The sequence below is a fragment of the Psychrobacter sp. genome (genome assembly GCF_030457785.1).
GTDB lineage: Bacteria > Pseudomonadota > Gammaproteobacteria > Pseudomonadales > Moraxellaceae > Psychrobacter.
The window spans coordinates 1-23255 of the sequence record NZ_JAKDUI010000003.1; the positions used below are offsets into that span (position 1 = coordinate 1).

Genomic DNA, 23255 nt, shown 5'->3' on the forward strand with positions numbered 1-23255 from the left:
GATAAAAATGAGATAAATGGCAGTCAAACAAGGAAAATAGCGCAGATAATATCGAGATATTAGTTAGCTATTTGACGCTGTTTGGCAATATTTAGCCATTTTTAATCCGTTTAGATGACTGTTGATTGAATCGAGGGCACGCCCTAGCCGTTACCTTTGCCTCAACGATATAAAGCAATTATAAACCGACTGACTATTTTATCGCTTACGCCTGCGACGCTATCAGCACTGATTCATATCACACTCCAATGATAGCATCGGGCACACAACACGAGGATAATCGATTGACTGACACCATGAGCCGCCGTATCAAATTTGAATCACTCACCCCAGCACAGCTAAAAACTGTGCTCGGCGAATACAATAACCACATGAAATACCTGCAAGAGCGCCTCGATATCAAAATCATGCAACGCCATGGAGATTTCTGTCTTAGCGGTGACGTGACCGCTGTCGAGCGCGGTGAACGTATCATTTATAAACTGGTCGATGAAGCACAAAACACCAAAGACATCAGCGCAGAAGAGCTGCATCTGATCATCCAATCGAGCATCTCCCGTGACCAAGATATCGAAGATGACAAACAGGATTCAGGCTTTGACGCCGAGTCAGAAGGCGAAGACGCACCCAGTGATTTTACGCCTATTAGCTTGCGTACCCGTAAAGGTCGGATTGTCCCACGCGGCGGTAACCAACAACGCTACGTCAAAAACGTATTGAGCTCGGATGTGTCTTTCGGTATCGGTCCTGCCGGTACGGGTAAAACTTATCTCGCCGTTGCTTGTGCAGTCGACATGCTAGAACGCAACGAAATTGAACGCATCTTATTAGTGCGTCCAGCTGTAGAAGCTGGCGAAAAACTAGGGTTTTTGCCGGGCGATTTAACACAAAAGATTGACCCATATCTACGCCCATTATATGACGCCTTATATGAAATGCTTGGGTTCGAAAAAGTCGGTAAATTGATCGAGCGTCAAATCATCGAAATTGCACCACTTGCTTATATGCGTGGTCGTACGCTAAACAACTCATTTGTCATTTTGGATGAAGCACAAAACACCACTCCCGAACAAATGAAAATGTTTTTGACACGCTTAGGGTTCGGCTCACGAGCAGTCATCACAGGTGACATCACACAGGTTGATCTGCCTCGTGGTCACAAATCAGGCTTGGCGCAAGCGATGGACATACTCAGTAGCATCGACGAAATCCATATCACCAAGTTTGATTCAAAAGACGTCGTACGCCATCAGCTGGTACAAAAAATCGTTGAAGCCTATGACGTGTTTGACGAGGAGCAAGTCGCTCTAGAAGAAAAACGTAAGTTTGAGCGCATCAAAGAACAAGAGCGCAGACAAGCCATAACAGATGCGGCAGCTAGATTATAACTAACTGTTTCGGCATACCTTTTTGATTTTATAACGCTAATTGATTTCATAATGCCAAAACCAAAAAACCGGATTACTGAGCGTAATCCGGTTTTTTAATGAGCTCTATTTAACGCATTCTGTTTAATGCGTTCTGGTGAGCATGCGTTTTTTATTAATCTTTGCCACTACTGGTAGCATGCGACCAACTTAGCTATAGTAACGCTAATGAGTTGCAACGCCATTTAATAATAGCGCTAGCAACTAATAGCACCACAAAGTGATCCATATTCTTACTTAGCAATCGAATGACAATATACTGACTGGGATACCGCCATGAGCCACTCTAATCGTAAAAACAATAACCATCACTCAAATGACGTATCGGTAAATACTCAGGAAAGAACAGAGATTAATATCAGTGCTGCGGATAGCATTGATATTGATTTGGTAGACGATTTTTATAATGAAAATAAACTACTGACCATCATGATAGCAACCCTAGAGTACATGGATGAGCATATCAAAGACGGTCTCACGCTGCCCTACTTTACTGACATCAGCCCAAAGCTGTGGCAAACGAAACCAAAAGCTCTGGACATATATATCACTGACAGTATTGAAGGACGTGAACTGAATCTAGAAGCCCGTGGCAAAGACTATGCGACCAATATCTTATCGTATCCAAGCGACTTGCCTGCTACCGTCATCGAGCTGATGCCGACGCTGCCACTCGGCGAGCTCATTATCTGTAATGAGGTCGTGATACGCGAAGCGGCGGAACAAGAGAAAACGGTTGCGCAGCACATCAGTCATTTGCTGATACACGGGGTGCTGCACCTCTTAGGCTTCGATCACGAGCTGGGACAAAACGAGCAAGACGAGATGGAAAGCTTTGAGATTGAGGTTTTGGCAGGTTTAAACCTACCAAATCCTTATACTCCAAATGCTTAAATAACGCTGGATTAGTCTTTGGTCAACGTATTTTGTGAATGACTCATCTGATTGATCATCTGGTCTAAACCTTTAACATGGACACTGCGTTGTGGGAATGGAATCTCGATTTTCTCATCATCCAGTGCATCTTTGAACTGCTCAAGTAGTTCACACTGCATTGCCCACCAATCAGCATTGGTCGTCCAAACGTTTAATGTGATGTCTACCGAATTATCACCCAAGTTGGTCACGCGCACGATAGGCTCTGGGTCAGTAAAGGCCATAGAGTTGCTCTTTGCCAAGCTCAGCATGACATTTTTAGCGGCTCTGATATCAGCATCATAACCGACACCAACCGTGATATCGACACGACGTTTTGGTATCGGAGTATAGTTAGTAACTGCTGAGTTCGTTATATCACTATTAGGAATAATAATATCGTGATTATTGATCGTCGTCAGATGAGTATTAATCAACGTAATCTCTGTCACTGTACCGGTATGGCTAGTGATTTCAACGTAGTCACCTCGTACAAACGGACGAAAAGTCACAATCATAATACCAGCTGCGAAGTTCGACAATTGATCCTTTAATGACAAACCAATAGCGACTGCAGCACCACCTAATATGGCGACGACTGATGTCGTATGTACACCAACTTTATTCAACGCAGCCAAAATTACCACGACTAAAAGCACACCATATAATAGACGACTTAAAAAACTAGCGACCGTTTCGTCTAGATGACTGCGTGACATCATGTTGTCTGCCAAACCGACTGCCTTTTTGGCAAGCCAGTGCCCTACCGCAAAGATCAATATCGCTAAGGCGATTTTGATAACTAAGCCAGTTGCGTTGCTAATGATAGTCGCAATATCGAAGGTATAACCTAAAAATTCCATACTGATTCTATTTCCTAAAAATGTATTTATATATTGAGATTACTTCGGGTGTTTTTCTCATTCGCCCTTGATGCTGATTTGATACTAGCAGCACCCATTCTTAGCTAATCCAACGTTAAAACCAATGATTAAAGTCACTCTAAGCCTTGTCACTCGTCTATTAATTACCGGTTAGGCAATTACGATCTGCTTTATCATCGCACTCAGGCGCTACTTAGAGGAAACCTGCTACCTAAAATGATGACCAAGATAATCAATAGGCGTGTGGATAATGCGGCGGCGACAGACACAAGTAAGCTCACATCATATTTGAGTATTTATACTTCAATGTGATATGAGCTGCGCTGTTCAATGAATTATGAGGCGTCTGGCAAGTATGACTATAGAGGATTGTGACCTCTAGTCTAGCACATGCTGTACCTAGGTCACCATCTCATGACATAGAATTAGCCCGCTAGATTTACATCCAAAAAAAACCATATAATACAAGAATGTCTGGCAAGTCCCTTATCAAGCGTAACTCAAGCATAATTCTCGCCGACATCTCAAATGATTTTCTATAAGACGCTCGTGTTCATTTTGCAATCGTCGTATTTGATATATACTGCTTTCTAAGTCTCATGTTATTAAAAATGTCGTTTGAGTTTCTATCTTCTAACACATACACTCAGCATAGGTGATAAAATCAGTAGCGTGCTGTGACGTGAGGTTCTGTTTGTCCAACTTCAAGCAGCAACTGATTAACAAATATTAGGAAACGTTTCATAAGGCAAATTACGTAAGAAAAGTGCATTTATGATTTTTTAAACCATATCTTTTTGCACTGTCTTTTCAGCTGCGTACTACCTAGTGATGAGGAAATTAAGTTTGAGTGATTTTGATAACGTGAATAGTTCAGAAAGTTATGATGAGTTCTTTGAAGACATTGGCTATCGCTTTGACGAGTCATTCAATAGTGGCTGGGATCGTCTCGCCCAGTCTATAAAAAAACTGTATAGCAAAACCACGGACAAATTCGAAAATGAACTGTCGCTGCCCGTAGCGCAACAATACGTTAATGACGCCCTACAAAAATTCGTCACGAACAATGTAAATGCCATCTTAGAGCTGCGTGTTGAGATGCATGATGACTGGTTTCGCTTGTACTGTACGATTGATATCTCTGGCATTTATGTCGAGGTTGCCAGCAACTTTAGCTTGGTTCACGTTCAGCTCGATCGAAACGTGCAACGATTCGTCTTCGGTCAGCAGACATATACCGATGTGCTAAACCTGCGCTGCGAGTCTTTCTTAAAACGCCAAGGTATTAAGCTCTTCATTTGGTTCTATCACAGCATACTCAAAAAAGACCCGTTGGGTTTCATTTTGTCTTATATCAACATTGCTCGTGCCAAGGACAATATTATTTATCTGGATATCAATCGCTGGCTCAAAAAGAATCAAAAAATCATAAGCACCTTACATAAGGTGCAAGTCAATTATGGTGAGCTGGAAGAACAGCAAATGATTTTAAAGGCGCAGGTCAATTATCGTGATTTGTTGGCCGCCAGTAGTAACGAAGACATCATTGGCGACGATGACGACCCCGAACTGATGCAAGGTCCTATAAACCCGATAGACGATGCTGCAGAGCCGAGCCAAGCGTAGTCCGTTTATTAGACTAAAAATTTCTCGCAGTTCGCGCTATTTTTCGTAATAGTTCTCGTACTTTGGTGACACTGCTCTTACTTGATGCCAATACCGACATACAAGTGCCGACGTGTTCGGGTTTCGGGGTCATTCAATACGCCTGAACCCGGTCCCTTCAAACACTGTCTGTTACCTCTCAGATTTGCGTCAGTTTTTTGGTTTTAGCCGCTAGGCTTCTACCAAGGCCAAAAGATCAGACGCTTACCAATAGTTCTCTACCGCAATATTACCTTCACCTCGACGATTCATCACTAGCCCCAATGTCTTTAGTGCTTCCTTGGTATCTTCTACCATGTCTGGGTTGCCACATAACATCACGTGAGCGCTATCGACGTCTAAAGGTATGCCTGCGCGCTGCTGCAAGGTTTCCTCTAATAGTAGCTTTGGCAATCTTTCTGTCAGTGCGCCTTCTAGAGGCTCTCGGGTGACGATAGGGATAAAGATAAACTTGGCTGGGTCATCCACCAACGATCCAAACTCTTCCTGCAAGCTCTTAATCTTATCAATATAGGCCAGTTCTGCTACCGAGCGCGCACTATAAGCCAACACAATATGGTCATAGTCTTCCCAAGTCTTCAGATCCTCCAGCATAGACAGAAACGGCGCCAGTCCAGTCCCAGTAGCGAGCAGCCATAAATCTTTGGGCTCTGGCTTTTGGTAGCGTGCTAGCGTCAAAAAACCAAATGGCATGGTATTTAATAGCAACTCATCACCTACCTCTAGGTGTTGTAGCTGTGAGGTAAACGCGCCATCAGGAATGACAATAGAGAAAAACTCAAGTACTTCATCGAACGGCGAAGAGACAATCGAATAAGCACGAAAAATGTCTTCGTCTAGCGAATCATCAGCGGCATTGGCGTCCTCTCCTGTTTGCTGCTTGTAATAGCTCAGCTGGCTAGGGTTGACACCCAAGCGTACAAACTGCCCTGCGGTAAACTTAAAGCTATCAGGGCGGGTAACAGTAAAGCTAAAAAGATTGGGGGTCCATGTTGTTTTGCTGAGCACGGTTACTGTCTGAATATTGTCACTCATGATAAGTAGTCACTTTTGTAGTTATGGATTGTCGTTGTAGATTGTTGTTATAGATTATTATTTTGGAATACAGGTTTTGGTTCTGGTAGATTATTCAGCCTTATAAACCAAAAGATGCGCCAAGCTTATCATAAAGCTGGCGCACCTTGGTTTTCTAACGGTAACAACAGATAAATCGCCACGACTTATCTGGTCGTATATTTCAGCTCTGCTGTATTAGATTCTATGTATCAGCAGTACTACCAAATACGAGCCAAGCTCGCCCATTCAATCATAGTATTTGGCAAAATACCAAAGTACAGGATAATCACTGTCATAGCGATGACCATGATACCGCCAGCACGAATACCCCACTGCCCGACAACATCAAACTCGATTGATTTCTTAGGACGTTTAAATAGCGTGAGTAAGACACGTAAGTAATAGTACAAACCAATCGCACTACCCAAGATTATCATACCTGCTAGGAACCAGTTAGTGCCCTGGACTGCCGCCAAAATAGCAAACAACTTAGTGATGAAACCTGCCGTCAAGGGTATGCCCGCCAATGACAACATCATGATTGTCATCACCGCAGTCAATATTGGACGACGCCAAAAAAGACCTTGGTAATGAGTCAACTCATCAGCGTCATCAGCCAAGCGATAAGGACTAGACATCAAAGTCACCACACCAAATGCACCGATAGAGGTAAAGGCATAAACCGCCATATACATACTAGAGATACTATCAGCGGCCATACCAATACTGACTATTACAACCAACACATAACCCATGTGGGCAATAGATGAGTAACCCAATAAGCGCTTCAAACTGGTCTGACGAACCGCCAGTAAATTACCGGCTAAAATAGACAAGGTTGCCATCACCATTAGTAGCATCTGTACGGAAGGCAATGCCAGCAAAGACGTATCAATCAAGAAGCGAACCGCCAACGCCATCATCGCCACTTTTGACACTGACGCCAGGAATGTAGCAATAGGTGCAGGTGCCCCTTCATACACATCTGGTGTCCACATGTGAAAAGGTGCAGCAGATAGTTTGAAGGCAATACCAAACATCATCATTGCCGCGCCAAGTATCAACAGTGGTGACTCAAACAAATTACCGAGTACCATGCTAATAGGCTTAAAGGCCAATGACCCTACCTCTGCATAGATAAATGCCATACCCATCAACAATGTCGCAGATGCTGTCGCTGATAATACCAAGTATTTCAGACCTGACTCCAGCGAACGATTACGCATATAAGTATAGGACAGTAAGCCATAGAGTGGTACCGACAGCATCTCTAGACTCATAAAGAACGACGCTAAATGTTGGGCACTTACCATCAGCAACGCACCAACTGTCGATAGCAACATCAACAGATACAGCTCATCTTTATTGTCTTTTAGGTTTGAAATATACGCATAAGACAACGTACAACAAGCCAATGCACAGATAAGGATAACCACCATATTAAACTGAGCAAAGCTATCGATAACGAATAGTTGCTCAGCATCTGGCACAAAAGTTCCGCTATCAATGACACCTGCCATTTGCCCCAGTAAGGTGAAAAGGGCAATATTTAGACCGAGCACTGTCAATGTACCAGTGACCACATGGGCGCGTTTAATCGCGATAGCGATCATCACCACCAGTACCGTAATTACCACGGCAATGATCGGCGCATAAGGGAGCAACCCCATCAAATCAATCATCGTAATATCATTCATGACTTAACGTGCCTCCATTACATCAAGCAGTTGCGACGCATCTACTTGTGTCACTTGACTGTATATATATGCATTATTGATCCACTGCATCGCATGACTTGACGTATCAAGGAATGGCTGAGGATATAATCCGAGCCATACTAAACCAGCAGCCAGTATGAGCAACAGTGACAACTCGCGCTTGCCCAAATCTTTTACCTTACGTGCAGGCAAACCCTGTGATTTAGTCGTTTGTACTGCCAATTCTTCGATATTGTTTTTGCCAAATAAAGCACGATGAATCAAAATGAGCGAGTATAAACCGGCTAAGACTAGGCTAATCGTTGCGAGCACGACAAACACTGGATACTGCGCAAATGAGCCAAATAAAATCATAAACTCACCAATGAAGTTCCCTGTACCTGGGATACCGAGCAACGCGGCACAGAAGAACATCAATATCGGCGCATAGTAACGGAACTGGCCCCACATTCCGCCCATCAAGGTCAAATCCCGTGTGTGCAGACGCTCATAGAGCTGTCCTGCCATAATAAACAATGCTGCCGAGCTAAGACCGTGCGCTAGCATCTGGATCATCAAGCCTTGTAAGCTGAGTAGTGTGCCTGCATAGATTGCCAATACGACAAAGCCCATGTGCGAGATACTGGTATAAGCCAGCAACCGCTTCATATCTGTCTGCATAAAGGCTAACCATGCACCATAAAAGATACCTATCGTACCTAGAGTGATGGCGATGGGTGCAAAGTCCTGTGACGCAGCTGGGAATAATGGCAAGACAAAACGAATCAGACCATATGCCGCAGTCTTAATCAAAACCCCTGCCAGATCGACTGAGCCTGCAGTTGGTGCCTGCGCATGAGCGTCGGGCAACCAACCATGAAAAGGAATCACTGGCAACTTCACGGCAAAACCGATAAAGAAACACAGCATGATTGGATATTCCCAGCCGCCGAGTGACGTGCCGAGTAAATCATGATAATTGAAGCTCACCACCCCTCTTTGGGCGTAGTTGATAATGACCAGCATCAAAATACCGATGAGCATGATAAGCCCAGACGCTTGGGTATAGATAAAGAACTTGGTAGCCGCGTATTCTTTTGTTTTGCCAACCACATCATGACCCCACAATGCGATCAAGAAGTAGATGGGAACCAGCATCATCTCCCAAAAGAAGAAGAACAAGAACAAGTCAATGGCTAAGAACACACCAATGACGCCGCCGAGACTCCAAAGCAAGTTCAGATGGAAAAAACCAACCCGACGTTGTATTTCGTTCCACGAACAGGCAACTGCAGCAATACCGAGCAGCCCCGTTAAACCCACCATCAACAATGACAAGCCATCTAATGCCAAATGAAAGCTAATACCGAAGCTTGGTATCCAAGGTACACTGAATTCAGCAACCCAAGGTACACCCGCATCAGGTGAAATCACTTGCTCGCTCATACCACTATAATCACCGTAATGCCACAATACGAGTGACAAGGCAAAAGTTAACGTCATGCCGATTAGAGCAATCCAGCGCGGTAGACGTTTATTAAATCGCTCTACCATCCAGCACAGCAACCCTGCAATAAAGGGAATTGCAATTAATGCTGGTAGCATCCACGTTTGTTGTAATTCAATCATCTTACACCACCGTCATCATTACCAGCACAAGCAATACAGCGACACCCAAGCCAAAGCTTGCAGCGTAGCCTCGAAGTGACCCTGTTTGCGTCGCGGACAATACTTTATTACCTGCTGAAGCCAGCTTAGGTAATGCGAGCCACGTTTTATCGATAGGATCAGCTTTAAATAATCGGCCGATGAACAAAAAGGGTTTTACAAAAATTATATCGTACAGCGCATCAAAACCCAGACCATGATAGCACCAGTGATACATCGCACCGCCTATGCGTGTGCGCTTGAATCTCGTTAGCATTCGACCTTTATCAACGACATACAATAACGCTGCTAGTATCAATCCAGCCAACATCGCACCCATGGCGATATACTCTGCTGTATGTTTGGCATGCGCCTCACCTGCGACCTCTAACAAATGTCCAACACTCTCAGGCAATACCCCCTGTAATGGCGGAGTAATCCAAGCACCAACTGCGGTCGATAAGACCAATAAAATAGTGAGCGGCAGCCAATACGACACACCTGACAGCTTATGCGCAGGCGTTTTCTCTTCACCGAAGAACACAATCCAGATCATACGGAAGGTATAAAGTGCTGTTAAGAAAGCACCAAATACACCCATATAAAACATGACTAAATGACCAGTGGCATAAGTTTCCCAAAGAATCGCTTCTTTAGAATAAAAACCAACGGTAACCCAAGGTATCGCCGCAAGCGCACCGCCACCGACGATATAACTCCAAAATACCAGCGGTATCTTTTTGCGTAAGCCGCCCATCTTAAAGATATTTTGCTCATGATGAACTGCTAAAATCACAGCGCCTGACGACAAGAATAATAAAGCTTTAAAGAAAGCATGCGTCATCAAATGGAAAATCGCACCTTGCCATGCACCCACACCGAGTGCCAAAAACATATAGCCAATTTGACTCATGGTTGAATATGCGAGGATACGTTTGATATCTGTCTGCGCCAATGCACAGAACCCAGCGACGACCAATGTTAATGCCCCGACACCACCAACCCAATACAATAAGATGCCTGGCGTCAGCTCAAACAATGGATGTAAGCGAGCAATCAAGTAAACACCTGCCGTCACCATCGTTGCAGCGTGAATAAGCGCTGATACAGGGGTAGGACCTGCCATCGCATCAGCAAGCCATGTATGTAATGGCAACTGTGCTGATTTACCCATCGCGCCACCCACCAACATCATGGTGGTCAGTATCATCGTTGGATTGTTGACATCAAAAACTTCTGGCGCACGCAGGATAATCTCTTGGATATTCATCGTTCCGAACTCACGGAACAATAAAAACAAACCAAAGGCCAAGAACACATCGCCCACACGCGTCACGGTAAACGCTTTCATCGCTGCTCGACCATTGGCTCTGTCTTGATAGTAATAACCAATTAGCAAATACGAACAAATACCCACGCCTTCCCAGCCGAGGTAAAGTAAAAATAAGTTGTCCGCAAGTACCAGTAACAACATACTGGCGACGAATAAATTCATGTAGCTAAAGAAACGAGCGAAGCCAGTATCGCCCTTCATGTACCAAGCAGCAAACATATGAATCAAGAAGCCAATGCCGGTGATGACCCCTGTCATGGTCAATGCCAAGCCATCAAAACTGAGGCCAAAGTTTGGCGCAAAGTCCCCGACTTGGAACCACGTCCAAAGCGGAATCTGCACCACTGTTCCTGCTGGATTATTGGTCAGAAAAGTGAAACTAACAATCAGCGTGCATAGTGCTGATAACAGCATGCTACCGACACCGACTATCATTGCCACTTGCTCTGTCAACTTATCGCGCATAAAGGCTAAAATTAAAAAGCCAACGAGCGGGAATATAAAGGTTAATGGTAATAAACTCATGACATCATCCTTTCATCTCATTGGCGCTATCGACATCTAAATGTCCATGCTTATGATAAAAACGCAATAGTATTGCCAGACCGATTGAGGCTTCAGCAGCTGCTAAAGTCAAAATAAAGATAAACATAATCTGCCCATCTGGGTCGACCCAACGACTACCAGCCACCACAAATGCCAATGCTGCCGCGTTCATCATAATCTCAAGGCTCATTAACATAAATAGAAAGTTTCGTCGTACCATCACACCGCAAAAACCAATGGCAAACAAAATACCTGCCAAAATTAATCCATGGCTCATGGGTATCAATCCCAGTACATTTTGCGCTTCAGCAGCTGGCTGTACTAGCCCCGCCATCTCGTGCGCAAACGGCATATTCGACACATCTTGTGCCACGCTCGCTGCTAGTACCATCAGTCCGACTCCTTGTGCGTGCCTCGTTGCACACCTACATAGTCATGCGGGTCAACTTCTTTATATTCGTATGGCTCCGCCATTTTTACCGCATCATATTCTGTATGCGTACTATCGTTTTCATACTCTCTAATGCTACCAACAATTGGCTGAAAATCTTGACTGTGATGATCGATATTTTCGTCATCGACCGACTCTTTACCCAAGTGATAAGCAGCGACCAAAGCAGCCAGTAGTAGCAAGGCGGCAACCTCTATCAACATAACGTATTTAGTGAATAGAACCGTGCCGACATCTTTAGCCGAAATTGTAGCACCACCAATCACCGCCGCTTCGTCATGATTAAGGCCAATCATGACATATAGCACAACTGCGATGATCGCTGTCAACCCTGTCGGTATTGCCCATGTCTTGGCGTCAAGCCAACGTTCTTCACGCGCATCATTGCTCATGCCCAAATTGAGCATCATAATCACAAAGACGAACAGTACCATAATGGCACCTGCATAAACGACGATCTCAAGCGCACCAGCAAACGGAGCGCCTAGCGTAAAGAAAATACCGGCAATGGCCAATAAAGACACAATCATGGACAAGATTGCATGTACTGGATTGGCCTGAGTGACAACGCGCAAGCTGGCAAATATTGCCACGGCTGACAGCGAGTAAAACCCGACCAATTCAGGGCTGTTTAGAATAGTCATCATGGCAACAAGCTCCTTAGATCAACCGGTTCGGCCTCATTTTGAGCTTTACCTTTTGGCTTGTCTGCTACCGCCATACCAGTCACACGATAATAGTTATAATCGGGATATTTACCTGGTCCTGAAATAAGCAGATGCTCTTTTTCGTATACCAAATCTTGGCGATTATATTCACCCAACTCAAAATCTGGTGTCAACTGGATAGCTGTTGTTGGACAGGCTTCTTCGCAAAGTCCACAAAAGATACAACGTGAAAAATTGATACGGAAAAACTCTGGATACCAACGCCCATCATCTCGCTCCGCTTTCTGTAGTGAGATACAACCCACCGGACAGGCGACTGCACATAAGTTACATGCGACGCAGCGCTCATCACCATCAGGGTCACGCGTCAGCACGATACGACCACGAAAACGTGGCGGCACTGGTACTGGCTCCTCAGGATACATAATAGTGTTGCGCGGCCTGAGCGCATGACTATTGACCATCCACATGCTGCGGACAATGGTAAATATACCAATGACGTTCTTTTTAATGATACTAAACATGGGTTATTATCCTTATCAGCTTTACCCTAGTTCATCAATGATGGCTAGTGGTGATTACAACGTTGGCGAAAATATCAAAATGACCGCAGCAGTAACTAGCAGATTAATCAGCGTTACTGGCAGACAAACCTTCCAGCCAAAATTCATCACCTGATCGTAGCGTGGACGCATGAGCGAGCCTCGAGCCAAAACAAACAGTGTCATAAAGAACAGTGTTTTAATCACGAACCAAAAAGCTGGTGGAACAAACGGAATATCTAAATTAAAAGGGGCAAGCCAACCACCAAAAAATAAGCAAGTCATCAACGCTGAGATTAAGACGACATTGACATACTCACCGATGAAAAACATACCGAATTTCATACCCGAATATTCGACATGATACCCTTCGGCCAATTCTTGCTCTGCTTCCGGCTGATCAAATGGATGTCGGTGAGTCACTGCCACACCAGCTACTACAAAAGTCAAAAAACCAAAAAACTGTGGAATGATGTACCAGCCGTCAGCTTGTGCCTCGACGATTGCACGTAAATTGAAGGATCCTGTTAGTGCGACCACACCCATCAATGACAAACCCAAAAACACTTCGTAACTAATGGTCTGGGCTGCAGAACGCAAGCCCCCAAGCAACGAGAATTTATTGGCAGACGCCCAACCACCAAACATGACCGCATAAACAGCGATACCGGCCATCGCAAAAAAGAACAAAATACCAATATCCCAATCAGCCACGCCAAGCGTTGGTGAAATTGGAATAATGGCAAATGAGGCCAACGCGGTAAACATCGCCACCGCAGGTGCCAAGGTAAACATAAACTTGTCAGTAAATTTAGGCGTCCAATCTTCTTTGAAGAAGATTTTGAGCATATCTGCCACTAGCTGCAAAGAACCAAAAGGCCCGACACGGTTTGGTCCATAACGATCTTGCCATAGCGCCAACATGCGACGCTCATAGATAATCATGACAGCAGCGGTCAGCACTACCACCAAAAATATAACCAGCGACTGAACAACCATAAACAAAATAGACCAAGTTTCAGGGCTCATGCTACTGGCCAGAAAGCTTGGCACATCAGGGATAATACGGGAAACTTGCATATTACACCTCCTGTGTGGTGGTCGGCGCCGTTGTTTCTGGCGTTGCGCTATTGTCAGCCATACTTCCCATCATGGTCACTGGTGCATCGACTTTGCGTACTGATGCTGGCATTGACGGGTGAATGATACCCACTTGCCCCACCGGATAACCGATACAACCTTCTGCCAGATAACCGACAATTTGAACAGGTAAAGTAAACTGCTGTCTGTCAATCTCTATGGCCAGATAGTCGCCGGCTGAGATATCCCAATCCTTTGCATCATCAATACCGATACGCCACGCGGCAACAGGCAGTTGCTCAGCGACGATTGGACTACGTGACGCCATCATTGAGCTGGCATAAATATTATGGATAGGCACCAGTTTTGCCTGACCTTGCTGTAGATCAGTCGTGGTCTTAGGCGTTGCCTCTGGTGCTATATACTGACGCACAGCGAGACGTTCGACCTGATCAAACAAGCGCACACCTGGATCACCATTTTTCAGATGTCCACCGACTTTGTCTTGGTATTTGTTCCATGCTTGCGGTGAATTCCAACCTGCATCGTGAGCAAAAGGAATCATTGAGCTTGGCGTTTTTCCGCCACTATAGCCTTCCATCGAAAAGGTCAAACCCGTGTCCAAATCTTTTGGCTGCATTGGCTCATGTACTGATATTGGTGCGCGCATAGCCGTACGACCCGAATAACGACGTGGCTGACGGGCGATTTTAAGACCAGTGATACGATAATCAGCTTCAGGTGCTGCTTCCTTGATACCAGCAAGTTTAGGATGTGTCGCAATCAAAGCGTTAATCACATCATCGAGCTGTGTCCAGTCAACATCTCTTTCTTCGATACTACTATGCACTGCATGTAGCCAACGCCAGCCTTCTTTAATACTACTCATTGGGTGGTAGTAATTATTATCATAAGCTTGGAAAAAACGCTGAGCACGGCCTTCGGCAGACACCAACGTGCCATCAGCTTCCGCAAAGCTAGCCGCTGGCAGGACGATATCAACATCTTTGTGCCAATCCAGCAATTGATGATCCAGCGCAATGACGGTTTTATCAGATAATAGCTGTGTTAGCTTATTTGCATCAATCGCATCTGTCAGCTGATTTTCAGCGACGACAACGACATCAAAATCAGTCGCTAATATTTCTTCAACTGACTGACCACCAAGCATACAGACACCCATGCTGTTGGAGTCGGTCACAGTTAAATAAATACCTGCCTGCCTCTGATAGTCTTGATTTACTTCTCTAAGCTCGAGATTTTCGGCAGGTTCACGTTTGATATCGTCTTGCGCTTCTTTATCTATCCCTGCTTGCGATTTATCAGGCTTTGCCGATAGCTCTTTATTTTCTTCAGGATGTTCGTCGGCCTTGGCCTCGCGAAGCTGTTCATTACGAACGTAAGCATTGTGTTCGTTTACTTGCCGCTGCTCGGTGGCTTTGATAGCTGCACGTTTTGCGGTTAATACTTGAGTGATTTGTGCAGCCGCCTCTATCAACACTGTAGAGGACAAGCTACTACCTGAAATAACTAAAGGCTTGTCAGCTTGAATTAAGTCATAAGCAATTTGCTGAGCCAGCGCTTGCATGCCATCGGCCTCAGCGTTAGCGCTGTCGGCATTACTCTGTGATTCGGCAGCTTGTGGATCAGTTATTTCTGACAAATCATCTGCAAAATTTGCAATCTCGTCAGCGACCTTAAAACCAAGCTCAGTGATATCTTCAGGTGTCGCTACGACACTGACCTTACTGATGTCCTCTAACTTAGTCTGCGTCACATCGATGACGTAAACTGGACTGAGCGTATCTTGCGTAATACGCTTGACCGGTTCGGCTAGCCACGGCTGCGTCTTTAACGCTGCGGCCATTTTTAAGCCTTCGTTTTTGGCGGCTTGGCGTACTGATAATGCGACACGTGATGAGGTTTGGGTAATATCTTCGCCCAATACCAATACCGCATCGTGGGTCTCAATATCAGTCATACTAGGATTATAGATATCTTCGGTACTCAGCACTTCGATACATTTATTGACCAGTGCTTGCTGCTGATGATTCAGACCCGTTGAGAATTTATCAAAACCAACCAGATTTTTTAGCGCAAAGTTGGTCTCTAAACTGGCACGCGGTGAACCAATACCGATGGCTTTTTTGTCTTTAAGACGCTTGATAGTCTCATCGAGTGCATAGTCAATATTAATTTTGACATGCTTATCATTGATACGTTCAAGTGCTTGCGTTGGGCGATCCTCACGATTGACATAGCCATAACCAAAACGACCACGGTCACATAAGAAATAGCGGTTTACTTCACCGTTATAGCGGTTTTCGATACGACGTAATTCACCATAACGTTCACCAGGTGAAATATTGCAACCGGCTGAGCAACCATGACAGATGCTTGGCGCATACTGCATGTCCCATTTACGGTTATAGCGTTCTGAATGCGTTTTATCGGTAAAAACACCTGTTGGGCAGACCTCTGTCAAATTACCTGAAAACTCACTCTCGAACTGACCGTCTTCATCTCGACCAAAATAGACACGGTTGTTTGAACCATATACACCCAAGTCTTCACCGCCAGCATAATCTTTATAAAAACGCACACAGCGATAACAAGCGATACAGCGGTTCATTTCATGCGCAATGAACGGTCCCAGTTCTTGGTTGTGATGTGTACGTTTGGTGAACCGATAGCGACGACGGCTATGACCCGACATATACGTCATGTCTTGCAAATGACAATGCCCACCTTCTTCACAAGTCGGACAATCGTGCGGATGGTTAGTCATCAACAACTCTACCATCGACTTACGAAATGCCTTGGCCTCGTCGTCAGTCACCGAAATATACATGTCATCACCAGGAGCGACCATACATGACATCACGAGACGACCACGACCGGCTTCCATGTCTTCTTTGTTTTGAAACTGTTTGACCGCACACTGACGGCACGACCCTACCGAACCTAAGGCTGGGTGATAGCAAAAGTACGGCACATCAATGCCAAGTGACAAACATGCTTGTAGCAAGTTATCAGCGCTATCTACCTCGACAGTGGTTCCATCAATATGTATGACTGCCATGCCGCTCTCCTTATTTCGCTACTGGCTGTTGGTTGGCTGCAGCATCAATAACATCGACACCAACCGCCTGCGCGATTTTTTCCTCAAACTCAGGACGGAAATATTTAATCGCACTCATCAAAGGTTCCATCGCACCCGGTGCATGGGCACAGAATGTTTTACCGATCCATAAATCACGCGTGAGACCTTCAAGTTTTTCTATATCGCCTGCCTGTCCGTCGCCATCATTGATAGCAGTGAGCAGCTTCACACCCCACGGCAGCCCATCACGGCATGGCGTACACCACCCACATGACTCACGCTGAAAGAAAATCTCAAGATTACGTAATAACGGCACCATATCTTGCGCCTCATCAACGACCATGATTAACCCAGTACCCATACGACTACCAGCTTTTTGGATGGTGTCAAAATCAACAACCACATCTAAGTGTTCTGTGGTTAAGAAGTCAGTCGATGCGCCGCCTGGCAACCAGGCTTTGAGTGTTTTACCTTCTTTCATACCGCCAGCCAAATCTTCGATAATTTCGCGTGCGGTATAACCAAATGGCAGCTCCCACAGACCAGGATCATTTACCAATCCCGAACAACCAAACAGCTTGGTACCAGGGGTTTCACTCTTGCCTTTGATCTGCGACAGTGACTTATACCACTCAACACCATTGTTTAAAATGGCTGGCATATTGTTTAGGGTTTCAACATTATTGACCACTGTGGGTCTGCCCCACGCGCCAGAGATTTGCGGAAATGGTGGCTTGGTACGTGGATTGGCTCGGCGACCTTCTAAACAGTTAATCAGCGCTGTTTCCTCACCGCAGATATAACGCCCAGCACCCGTATGCACATGCAAATTAAAGCTAAAGTCTGAGCCTAAAATATTATCGCCCATTAGGTTATTTGCTAAACACTCTTCGATAGCCGCAACCAAACGCTCAGCAGCTAAAATATATTCACCACGGATAAATATATAACCATCGGTCGCCCCGATAGCATGCGCCGTGATAAGCATGCCTTCAATTAACTGGAACGGCAGACGCTCCATTAACAGACGGTCTTTAAATGTACCCGGCTCCATTTCATCAGCATTACAGATCAAGTAACGCGGCAAGCCATCTGGAGGAGACATGAATGACCACTTCAGACCAGCATTAAATCCGGCTCCCCCACGACCTCTGACGTTGGCAGCTTTAATCATATTGCCGACATCTTTAGGCGACTGAGCCAAGGCTTTTTCTAAACCCGTGAATCCTTCTAAAGACTGATAAGTCGCTAGATCAAGAACTGCGTCATGATGCGCCAAACGCCATGTCAAAGGTTTGGTTTGACTGTTGGCGGTAGCTTTGTCGCCATAAATTGGAACGCGCTGCTGATTCAGTTGACTGGGCGCTTGACCTTGACCGCGACGAGCAATCTGCTCTGAAATCGTTAAACTCATGCGTATAGCTCCAATAGTTGCGCCACCTCAGATGGCTGCACAGGACCATAGGTATCTTCATCAATCAACACTGCAGGCCCTTTGTCACAGTTACCTAGACAGCAAATTGGCAACAGCGTAAAGCGACCATCATCGGTCGTCTGACCATACTGAATACCCAACTGCGATCTAATCTCAGCTGATAACGCTTCATAACCTGTCAGGTAACAAGCCACAGAATCACAGATGAGAATCACATGACGACCGACAGGCTGGCGATAAATACGGTTGAAGAACGTAGCAACCCCATCCATATCTGACATCGGAATGTCTAAAATATTGGCAATGGCATTCACTTGCGCATCATCGACCCAGCCGTTACGCTTTTGCACAAACTTTAGCGCATCGAGCGAGGCAGCACGGGCATGCGGATAATGATGCATATACTCATGAATAGCAGCAACCTCCTCATCGGTGAGGATGCTGGCCACATCTACTTTTGGCATTTTGTCGGAAACAATTTTCATAATATTCGTTCTTTCCTCACTCATCACGCTGTTCACAAGGCAATATCAGTTTGATTACAACTGTGGTCATATTGACGTATGACAGCATTTTGGCGTGCCATCAGGCAATAATATGTTGATTAACGTTGTTATTTATCACTACCGCTTTATCACTATAGTTTTGTCACTACAACTTGACTTCCAAGCTTCTATCTATCGCAATCAGCCATCACAATATCAATAGACGCTAGATACATAATGGCGTCGGATACTAGCGAGCCATTAATCACCGATGGCATTTGTTGTATATGGGCAAAAGTCGGTGTACGAATACGGGTTCGATAGCTCATCGTGGCTTTGTCTGAGGTGATGTAATAGCTATTCAAGCCTTTGGTCGCCTCAACAATCGTAGTACACTCGCCCGCTGGCATCACAGGACCCCAAGACACTGAGATAAAGTGGTTAATAAGCGTTTCAATATCGTTTAATGTGCGATCTTTCGGCGGTGGCACTGCTAGAGGGTGATCTGCTTTGTAAGGGCCTTGTGGCATATTGTCCATGCACTGACGAATGATACGTAGTGATTGACGCATCTCTTCAACTTTTACCATACAGCGATCGTAAGCATCACCGTTGTAGCCGACGGGAACTTCAAAGTCGTAATTTTCATAGCCCATATATGGACGTGCTTTACGCAAATCGAAGTCCACACCTGTCGCACGCAAACCAGCACCCGTCACACCCCAAGCCAGTGCTTGCTTGGCATTATATTGAGCAACACCTTGGGTACGGCCTTTTAACACGCTGTTTTCTAGCGCTGCTTTGACATACTCGTCCAATCGTTTTGGCATCCATTCCAAAAACTCACGAACCAGACGCTGCCAACCACGTGGCAAATCAGCAGCAGTGCCACCGATACGGAACCACGCTGGGTGCATACGATAACCAGTCACCGCTTCGATGACATCGTAGGCTTTTTGACGATCGGTAAACATATAAAACACTGGCGTCATACCGCCCGCATCCTGAATAAACGTACCGACATATAGCAGGTTATTGGTGATGCGGAAAAACTCACTCATCATCACACGAATGGTTTCAGCGCGTGGCGGTATCGTAATACCCGCCAGTTTTTCGACTGACATGATATATGGCAGCTCATTCATCACACCGCCAAGATAATCAATACGGTCGGTATAAGGAATAAATGAGTGCCAGGTCTGACGCTCAGCCATTTTTTCTGCACCGCGATGGTGATAACCAATATCAGGGATACAGTCGACGACTTCTTCACCATCAAGCTGTAATACAAGTCTAAAAGCACCATGAGCAGATGGATGGTTAGGACCGATATTCAAAAACATAAAATCTTCATCACGACCTGACCGCTTCATGCCCCACTCTTCCGGCACAAAGCGCAGATTTTCTTGCTCGTATTGCTGTTTAGCAGTATTCAAAAAGTACGGAGTAAATTCGGTCGCACGCGCATGGTACTCTTTACGCAGTGGATGACCTTCCCAGTACTTGGGCAGTAGAATGCGGGTCAAATGCGGATGGCCGCTAAAGACAATACCAAACATATCCCACACTTCACGCTCGTACCAATTGGCATTTGGCCAAATTTGCGTCGCGCTTGGTACATTGAGATCGTCTTCACTTAGCGCGACTTTGATACGTACATCGCTGTTACGCTCAAGCGACATAAGATGGTAAAACACGGTGAAGTCACTGTCGGGTAACCCTTGACGGTGTTGACGCAGGCGTTCATCTATCGCTGATAAATCAAACAACATGACATAAGGTTTCGGCAGTTTTCGCAAATACAAGAGAATATCGAGCAAATCTGCACGTGCGACCCAAACCGTTGGAATCTCATCAACGGTATGCTGCACCACAAACTTGCCGCTATACTTATTCTCCAGTTCTCTGATAACCGCTGGAACAGGCTTGCTCTTGGGATTTGTATTTTCGACTACCGTGACCATGAATGATGTATTCCTTCATTAATCATAACTAAACTATGTTAATCATAACCGAACTATGATGAGCGTATGCGTACTTAGCAGCTCTACGAATTCTTAATTATGCTGCTAAATACCAGACTAAATAATAGCGAACTATCTACCAGCTAATCAGATACTGTCAGGGCTACGTAGGTTTTTGACAGCGATACGATCCGCCTGCTTGCGATCTCGCTCAGGCGTCATTTGTGGCTGATAAATCCCTTGTTCATTGACGTGAATGCCTAAGGGGCGACGCTCTTTAGTGATAGACTCTTGCAGCAGCATCAGACCTTGAATCAACGCTTCTGGACGTGGTGGACAACCTGGAACATAGACATCAACAGGGATGACCTTATCCACGCCTTGCACCACAGAATAGATGTCATACATACCGCCGGAGTTTGCGCAAGCGCCCATCGAGATGACCCATTTTGGCTCAAGCATTTGTTCATATAGACGCTGAATAACAGGCGCCATTTTGACAAAGCAAGTACCCGCAACGATCATCACATCTGCCTGACGTGGTGAGGCACGAATTACCTCAGCACCAAAGCGTGACAAATCATGCACAGCGGTCAATGTGGTGGCGTATTCTACATAACAGCATGACGTGCCAAAGTTAAATGGCCACAGCGAGTTCTTACGTCCCCAGTTTGCTGTCGAATGGACAAGGTCTTCGAGACGACCCATAAAGACATTTTTATTGACTTCATCTTCAATCGGATCGTTAACCGTTTGTCTGGACTGTGCAGGATAGGTATCTGCATCAGGGTTGGCTTTTGTTAATGTGTATTTCATAACATACAACCTTTATATTTAGGCGGTGCGTGAGTATTGTCACACCAACGCTATCGCCTTAACTTCTAGTAGTAAGAGATCGTTCAGCGTAATGTTCACCAAAATAACTAATGCTTGCTGCTATCTGATTGCTTAGACGTGGCAAAGTCCACCGAAGTAACATTACCCGTGGTATTGATATGATCGATGTTTTGTAGGTGGCGACGATTGGCTTCGATGTTATTCGAGACATTGATTTGACCTGATGACTGCGCTGGCACTTTACCAGTAGCATCAACCACCAATTCATCTACCCCGTCAAAGCGTGTGATATTCGCTAGATTACCAATAGGTGACGTTTTTAAACGAGCAGTTTTACGGCGCTTGTCAGCAGGTGCCCAATTCATCGCACCCAGACTGAGCTCGTAAATCAAACCGATGATTAAGATGGTGATAAATATGGCAGCAGCAGCGAAACCTAACCAGCTCGCTTCACGTACGGAAACAGCATAGGCATAAAGATATAAGGCTTCTAAATCAAAGATAACAAAGAAGATCGCCACCAAATAGAATTTGGCAGACAAGCGTATACGGGCATTGCCAGATCCGACAACACCTGCTTCAAAAACTTCTTCTTTTTGAGATCCTGGAGAGCGACCGCCAAGCAAACGCGGCACGACCAGCATAAAGACCACCAGTCCAATGGCAGCTAAAATAAAAGCGATCGATGACCAATTAAAAGCAGACATGATAATACGTGCTCCTCACCCAATCGAGTGTTAGCGCAGCGCAAGTACTGACTTATTATTTTTTTAAAGCCAACTGGCGACAGGCATAACGCAAACGAAAACACAAAGTAACCATAATTAAGCTGCTATATTAGAAGCTTAAATAGATACTCTGGTGGTAACAGCCAATTATCAAGATTATTGACGACGATGTCAGACATGACCAACTTCAACAATTCCGATACGCACACGGAAAAAGGGCTGGTCGCCTAAAGCATCTTGTAACAACGTAAGACCAACTTATTAAATCAATATCATAATCACATTAGATCGTTTACTTAATTGATTTAATAGCTTATTTACACGTAGTCAATGATGACGAGACAACTGGCATAAACTTTCAAGTACTATACGCATTTTAGCGACTAAAAGCTAGTTTTTGCTGTATAGAATGTCAGTTTCTCAGCAAAAAAACCTATTTTTTTGCTGAGAATTGTGATATAAGAAAATACCTTATATAGAGTTCCAATCCAACCATTTCTATATTGACTAAAGCCATCATGATTTTTGCTCAAATTTCTCAGTTTTTAGACATCAATCTTCGCCCTCAACTCCTCCCAAAATGCCTTGCTTTTGCTTTATAATGGCTCACTTGATTTTAATGATAGCTCGCCATTTGTACGACAGTTCTATGGTCTGTTTTATCTAAATCATCCTAAATGTCGTACATAGTCTTAAACGTCGTCTTTAAATTCGCCACGTTATCGCCTCTGACGATTCGCGCGGCAGTTAGCGGTGATGCTATCAGTGCCACTCTTTTTATTGCTTTTGTCT

The 23255-nt window shown here is 44.9% G+C and carries 18 protein-coding genes; 3 read left to right on the plus strand and 15 right to left on the minus strand.

Translation table 11 applies throughout. The features are described 5' to 3' along the window. Window positions 1–296 precede the first annotated feature (296 nt). Together L0J61_RS00345 and ybeY are read left to right on the plus strand one after the other, a co-directional pair. Window positions 297–1388: a PhoH family protein gene (locus L0J61_RS00345; protein ID WP_301464348.1), complete on the plus strand. Its 1092-nt coding sequence runs from the start codon at window positions 297–299 to the stop codon at window positions 1386–1388. A 315-nt stretch (window positions 1389–1703) separates the two neighbouring features. Beyond that, on the plus strand, window positions 1704–2321 hold the full coding sequence (gene ybeY / locus L0J61_RS00350) for an rRNA maturation RNase YbeY (protein WP_301464323.1): 618 nt from the start codon (window positions 1704–1706) through the stop codon (window positions 2319–2321). An 11-nt stretch (window positions 2322–2332) separates the two neighbouring features. Here ybeY and L0J61_RS00355 read toward each other — a convergent pair whose 3' ends face one another. Next, window positions 2333–3205 (minus strand): mechanosensitive ion channel family protein, encoded by an 873-nt coding sequence (locus tag L0J61_RS00355; RefSeq protein WP_301464324.1) that lies wholly within the window; start codon window positions 3203–3205, stop codon window positions 2333–2335. Window positions 3206–4072: 867 nt separating this feature from the next. Between L0J61_RS00355 and L0J61_RS00360 the strand changes: the two genes are divergently transcribed. Continuing rightward, window positions 4073–4852 (plus strand): hypothetical protein, encoded by a 780-nt coding sequence (locus L0J61_RS00360; RefSeq protein ID WP_301464325.1) that lies wholly within the window; start codon window positions 4073–4075, stop codon window positions 4850–4852. Window positions 4853–5095: 243 nt separating this feature from the next. Here the strand turns inward: L0J61_RS00360 and L0J61_RS00365 are convergent, their stop codons facing one another. From L0J61_RS00365 to ndhC, 14 genes are all read right to left on the minus strand, one after another. Beyond that, entirely contained in the window at window positions 5096–5926 is an 831-nt protein-coding gene (locus L0J61_RS00365) for a ferredoxin--NADP reductase (protein WP_301464326.1), read from the minus strand. Window positions 5927–6165: 239 nt separating this feature from the next. Then, window positions 6166–7644, minus strand: a complete 1479-nt coding sequence (gene nuoN, locus L0J61_RS00370) for an NADH-quinone oxidoreductase subunit NuoN (RefSeq protein WP_301464327.1) — start codon at window positions 7642–7644, stop codon at window positions 6166–6168. Window positions 7645–7647: 3 nt separating this feature from the next. Then, window positions 7648–9273, minus strand: a complete 1626-nt coding sequence (nuoM, locus tag L0J61_RS00375; protein ID WP_301464328.1) for an NADH-quinone oxidoreductase subunit M — start codon at window positions 9271–9273, stop codon at window positions 7648–7650. Window position 9274: 1 nt separating this feature from the next. Next, complete coding sequence (nuoL, locus tag L0J61_RS00380; RefSeq protein WP_301464329.1) at window positions 9275–11149, minus strand: NADH-quinone oxidoreductase subunit L; 1875 nt, start codon at window positions 11147–11149, stop codon at window positions 9275–9277. Window positions 11150–11153: 4 nt separating this feature from the next. Beyond that, window positions 11154–11462: an NADH-quinone oxidoreductase subunit NuoK gene (gene nuoK / locus L0J61_RS00385; protein ID WP_301464349.1), complete on the minus strand. Its 309-nt coding sequence runs from the start codon at window positions 11460–11462 to the stop codon at window positions 11154–11156. Between the two features lie 98 nt (window positions 11463–11560). After that, window positions 11561–12268 carry an NADH-quinone oxidoreductase subunit J gene (nuoJ, locus tag L0J61_RS00390; RefSeq protein ID WP_301464330.1) on the minus strand — a complete coding sequence of 236 codons (708 nt, stop codon included), beginning with the start codon at window positions 12266–12268 and terminating at the stop codon, window positions 11561–11563. After that, window positions 12265–12813, minus strand: coding sequence for an NADH-quinone oxidoreductase subunit NuoI (gene nuoI, locus L0J61_RS00395; protein WP_301464331.1), 549 nt, complete (start codon window positions 12811–12813; stop codon window positions 12265–12267). The genes nuoJ and nuoI overlap by 4 nt, the downstream gene beginning before the upstream one ends. 54 nt (window positions 12814–12867) lie before the next feature. Next, a complete protein-coding gene (gene nuoH / locus L0J61_RS00400) occupies window positions 12868–13860 on the minus strand; it encodes an NADH-quinone oxidoreductase subunit NuoH (protein WP_301464350.1) in 993 nt (330 codons plus the stop codon). A gap of 52 nt (window positions 13861–13912) precedes the next feature. Continuing rightward, entirely contained in the window at window positions 13913–16993 is a 3081-nt protein-coding gene (nuoG, locus tag L0J61_RS00405) for an NADH-quinone oxidoreductase subunit NuoG (protein WP_301464332.1), read from the minus strand. A 10-nt stretch (window positions 16994–17003) separates the two neighbouring features. Beyond that, a complete protein-coding gene (nuoF, locus tag L0J61_RS00410) occupies window positions 17004–18428 on the minus strand; it encodes an NADH-quinone oxidoreductase subunit NuoF (RefSeq protein WP_367651936.1) in 1425 nt (474 codons plus the stop codon). Next, window positions 18425–18934 carry an NADH-quinone oxidoreductase subunit NuoE gene (nuoE, locus tag L0J61_RS00415; protein ID WP_301464333.1) on the minus strand — a complete coding sequence of 170 codons (510 nt, stop codon included), beginning with the start codon at window positions 18932–18934 and terminating at the stop codon, window positions 18425–18427. Before nuoE ends, nuoF begins: the two co-directional genes overlap by 4 nt. A gap of 188 nt (window positions 18935–19122) precedes the next feature. Further along, window positions 19123–20898 carry an NADH-quinone oxidoreductase subunit C/D gene (gene nuoC / locus L0J61_RS00420; RefSeq protein ID WP_301464334.1) on the minus strand — a complete coding sequence of 592 codons (1776 nt, stop codon included), beginning with the start codon at window positions 20896–20898 and terminating at the stop codon, window positions 19123–19125. Window positions 20899–21045: 147 nt separating this feature from the next. Then, window positions 21046–21714, minus strand: coding sequence for an NADH-quinone oxidoreductase subunit B family protein (locus tag L0J61_RS00425; RefSeq protein ID WP_301464335.1), 669 nt, complete (start codon window positions 21712–21714; stop codon window positions 21046–21048). A 107-nt stretch (window positions 21715–21821) separates the two neighbouring features. Beyond that, window positions 21822–22442 carry an NADH-quinone oxidoreductase subunit A gene (gene ndhC / locus L0J61_RS00430; RefSeq protein WP_301464336.1) on the minus strand — a complete coding sequence of 207 codons (621 nt, stop codon included), beginning with the start codon at window positions 22440–22442 and terminating at the stop codon, window positions 21822–21824. Window positions 22443–23255 lie beyond the last annotated feature (813 nt).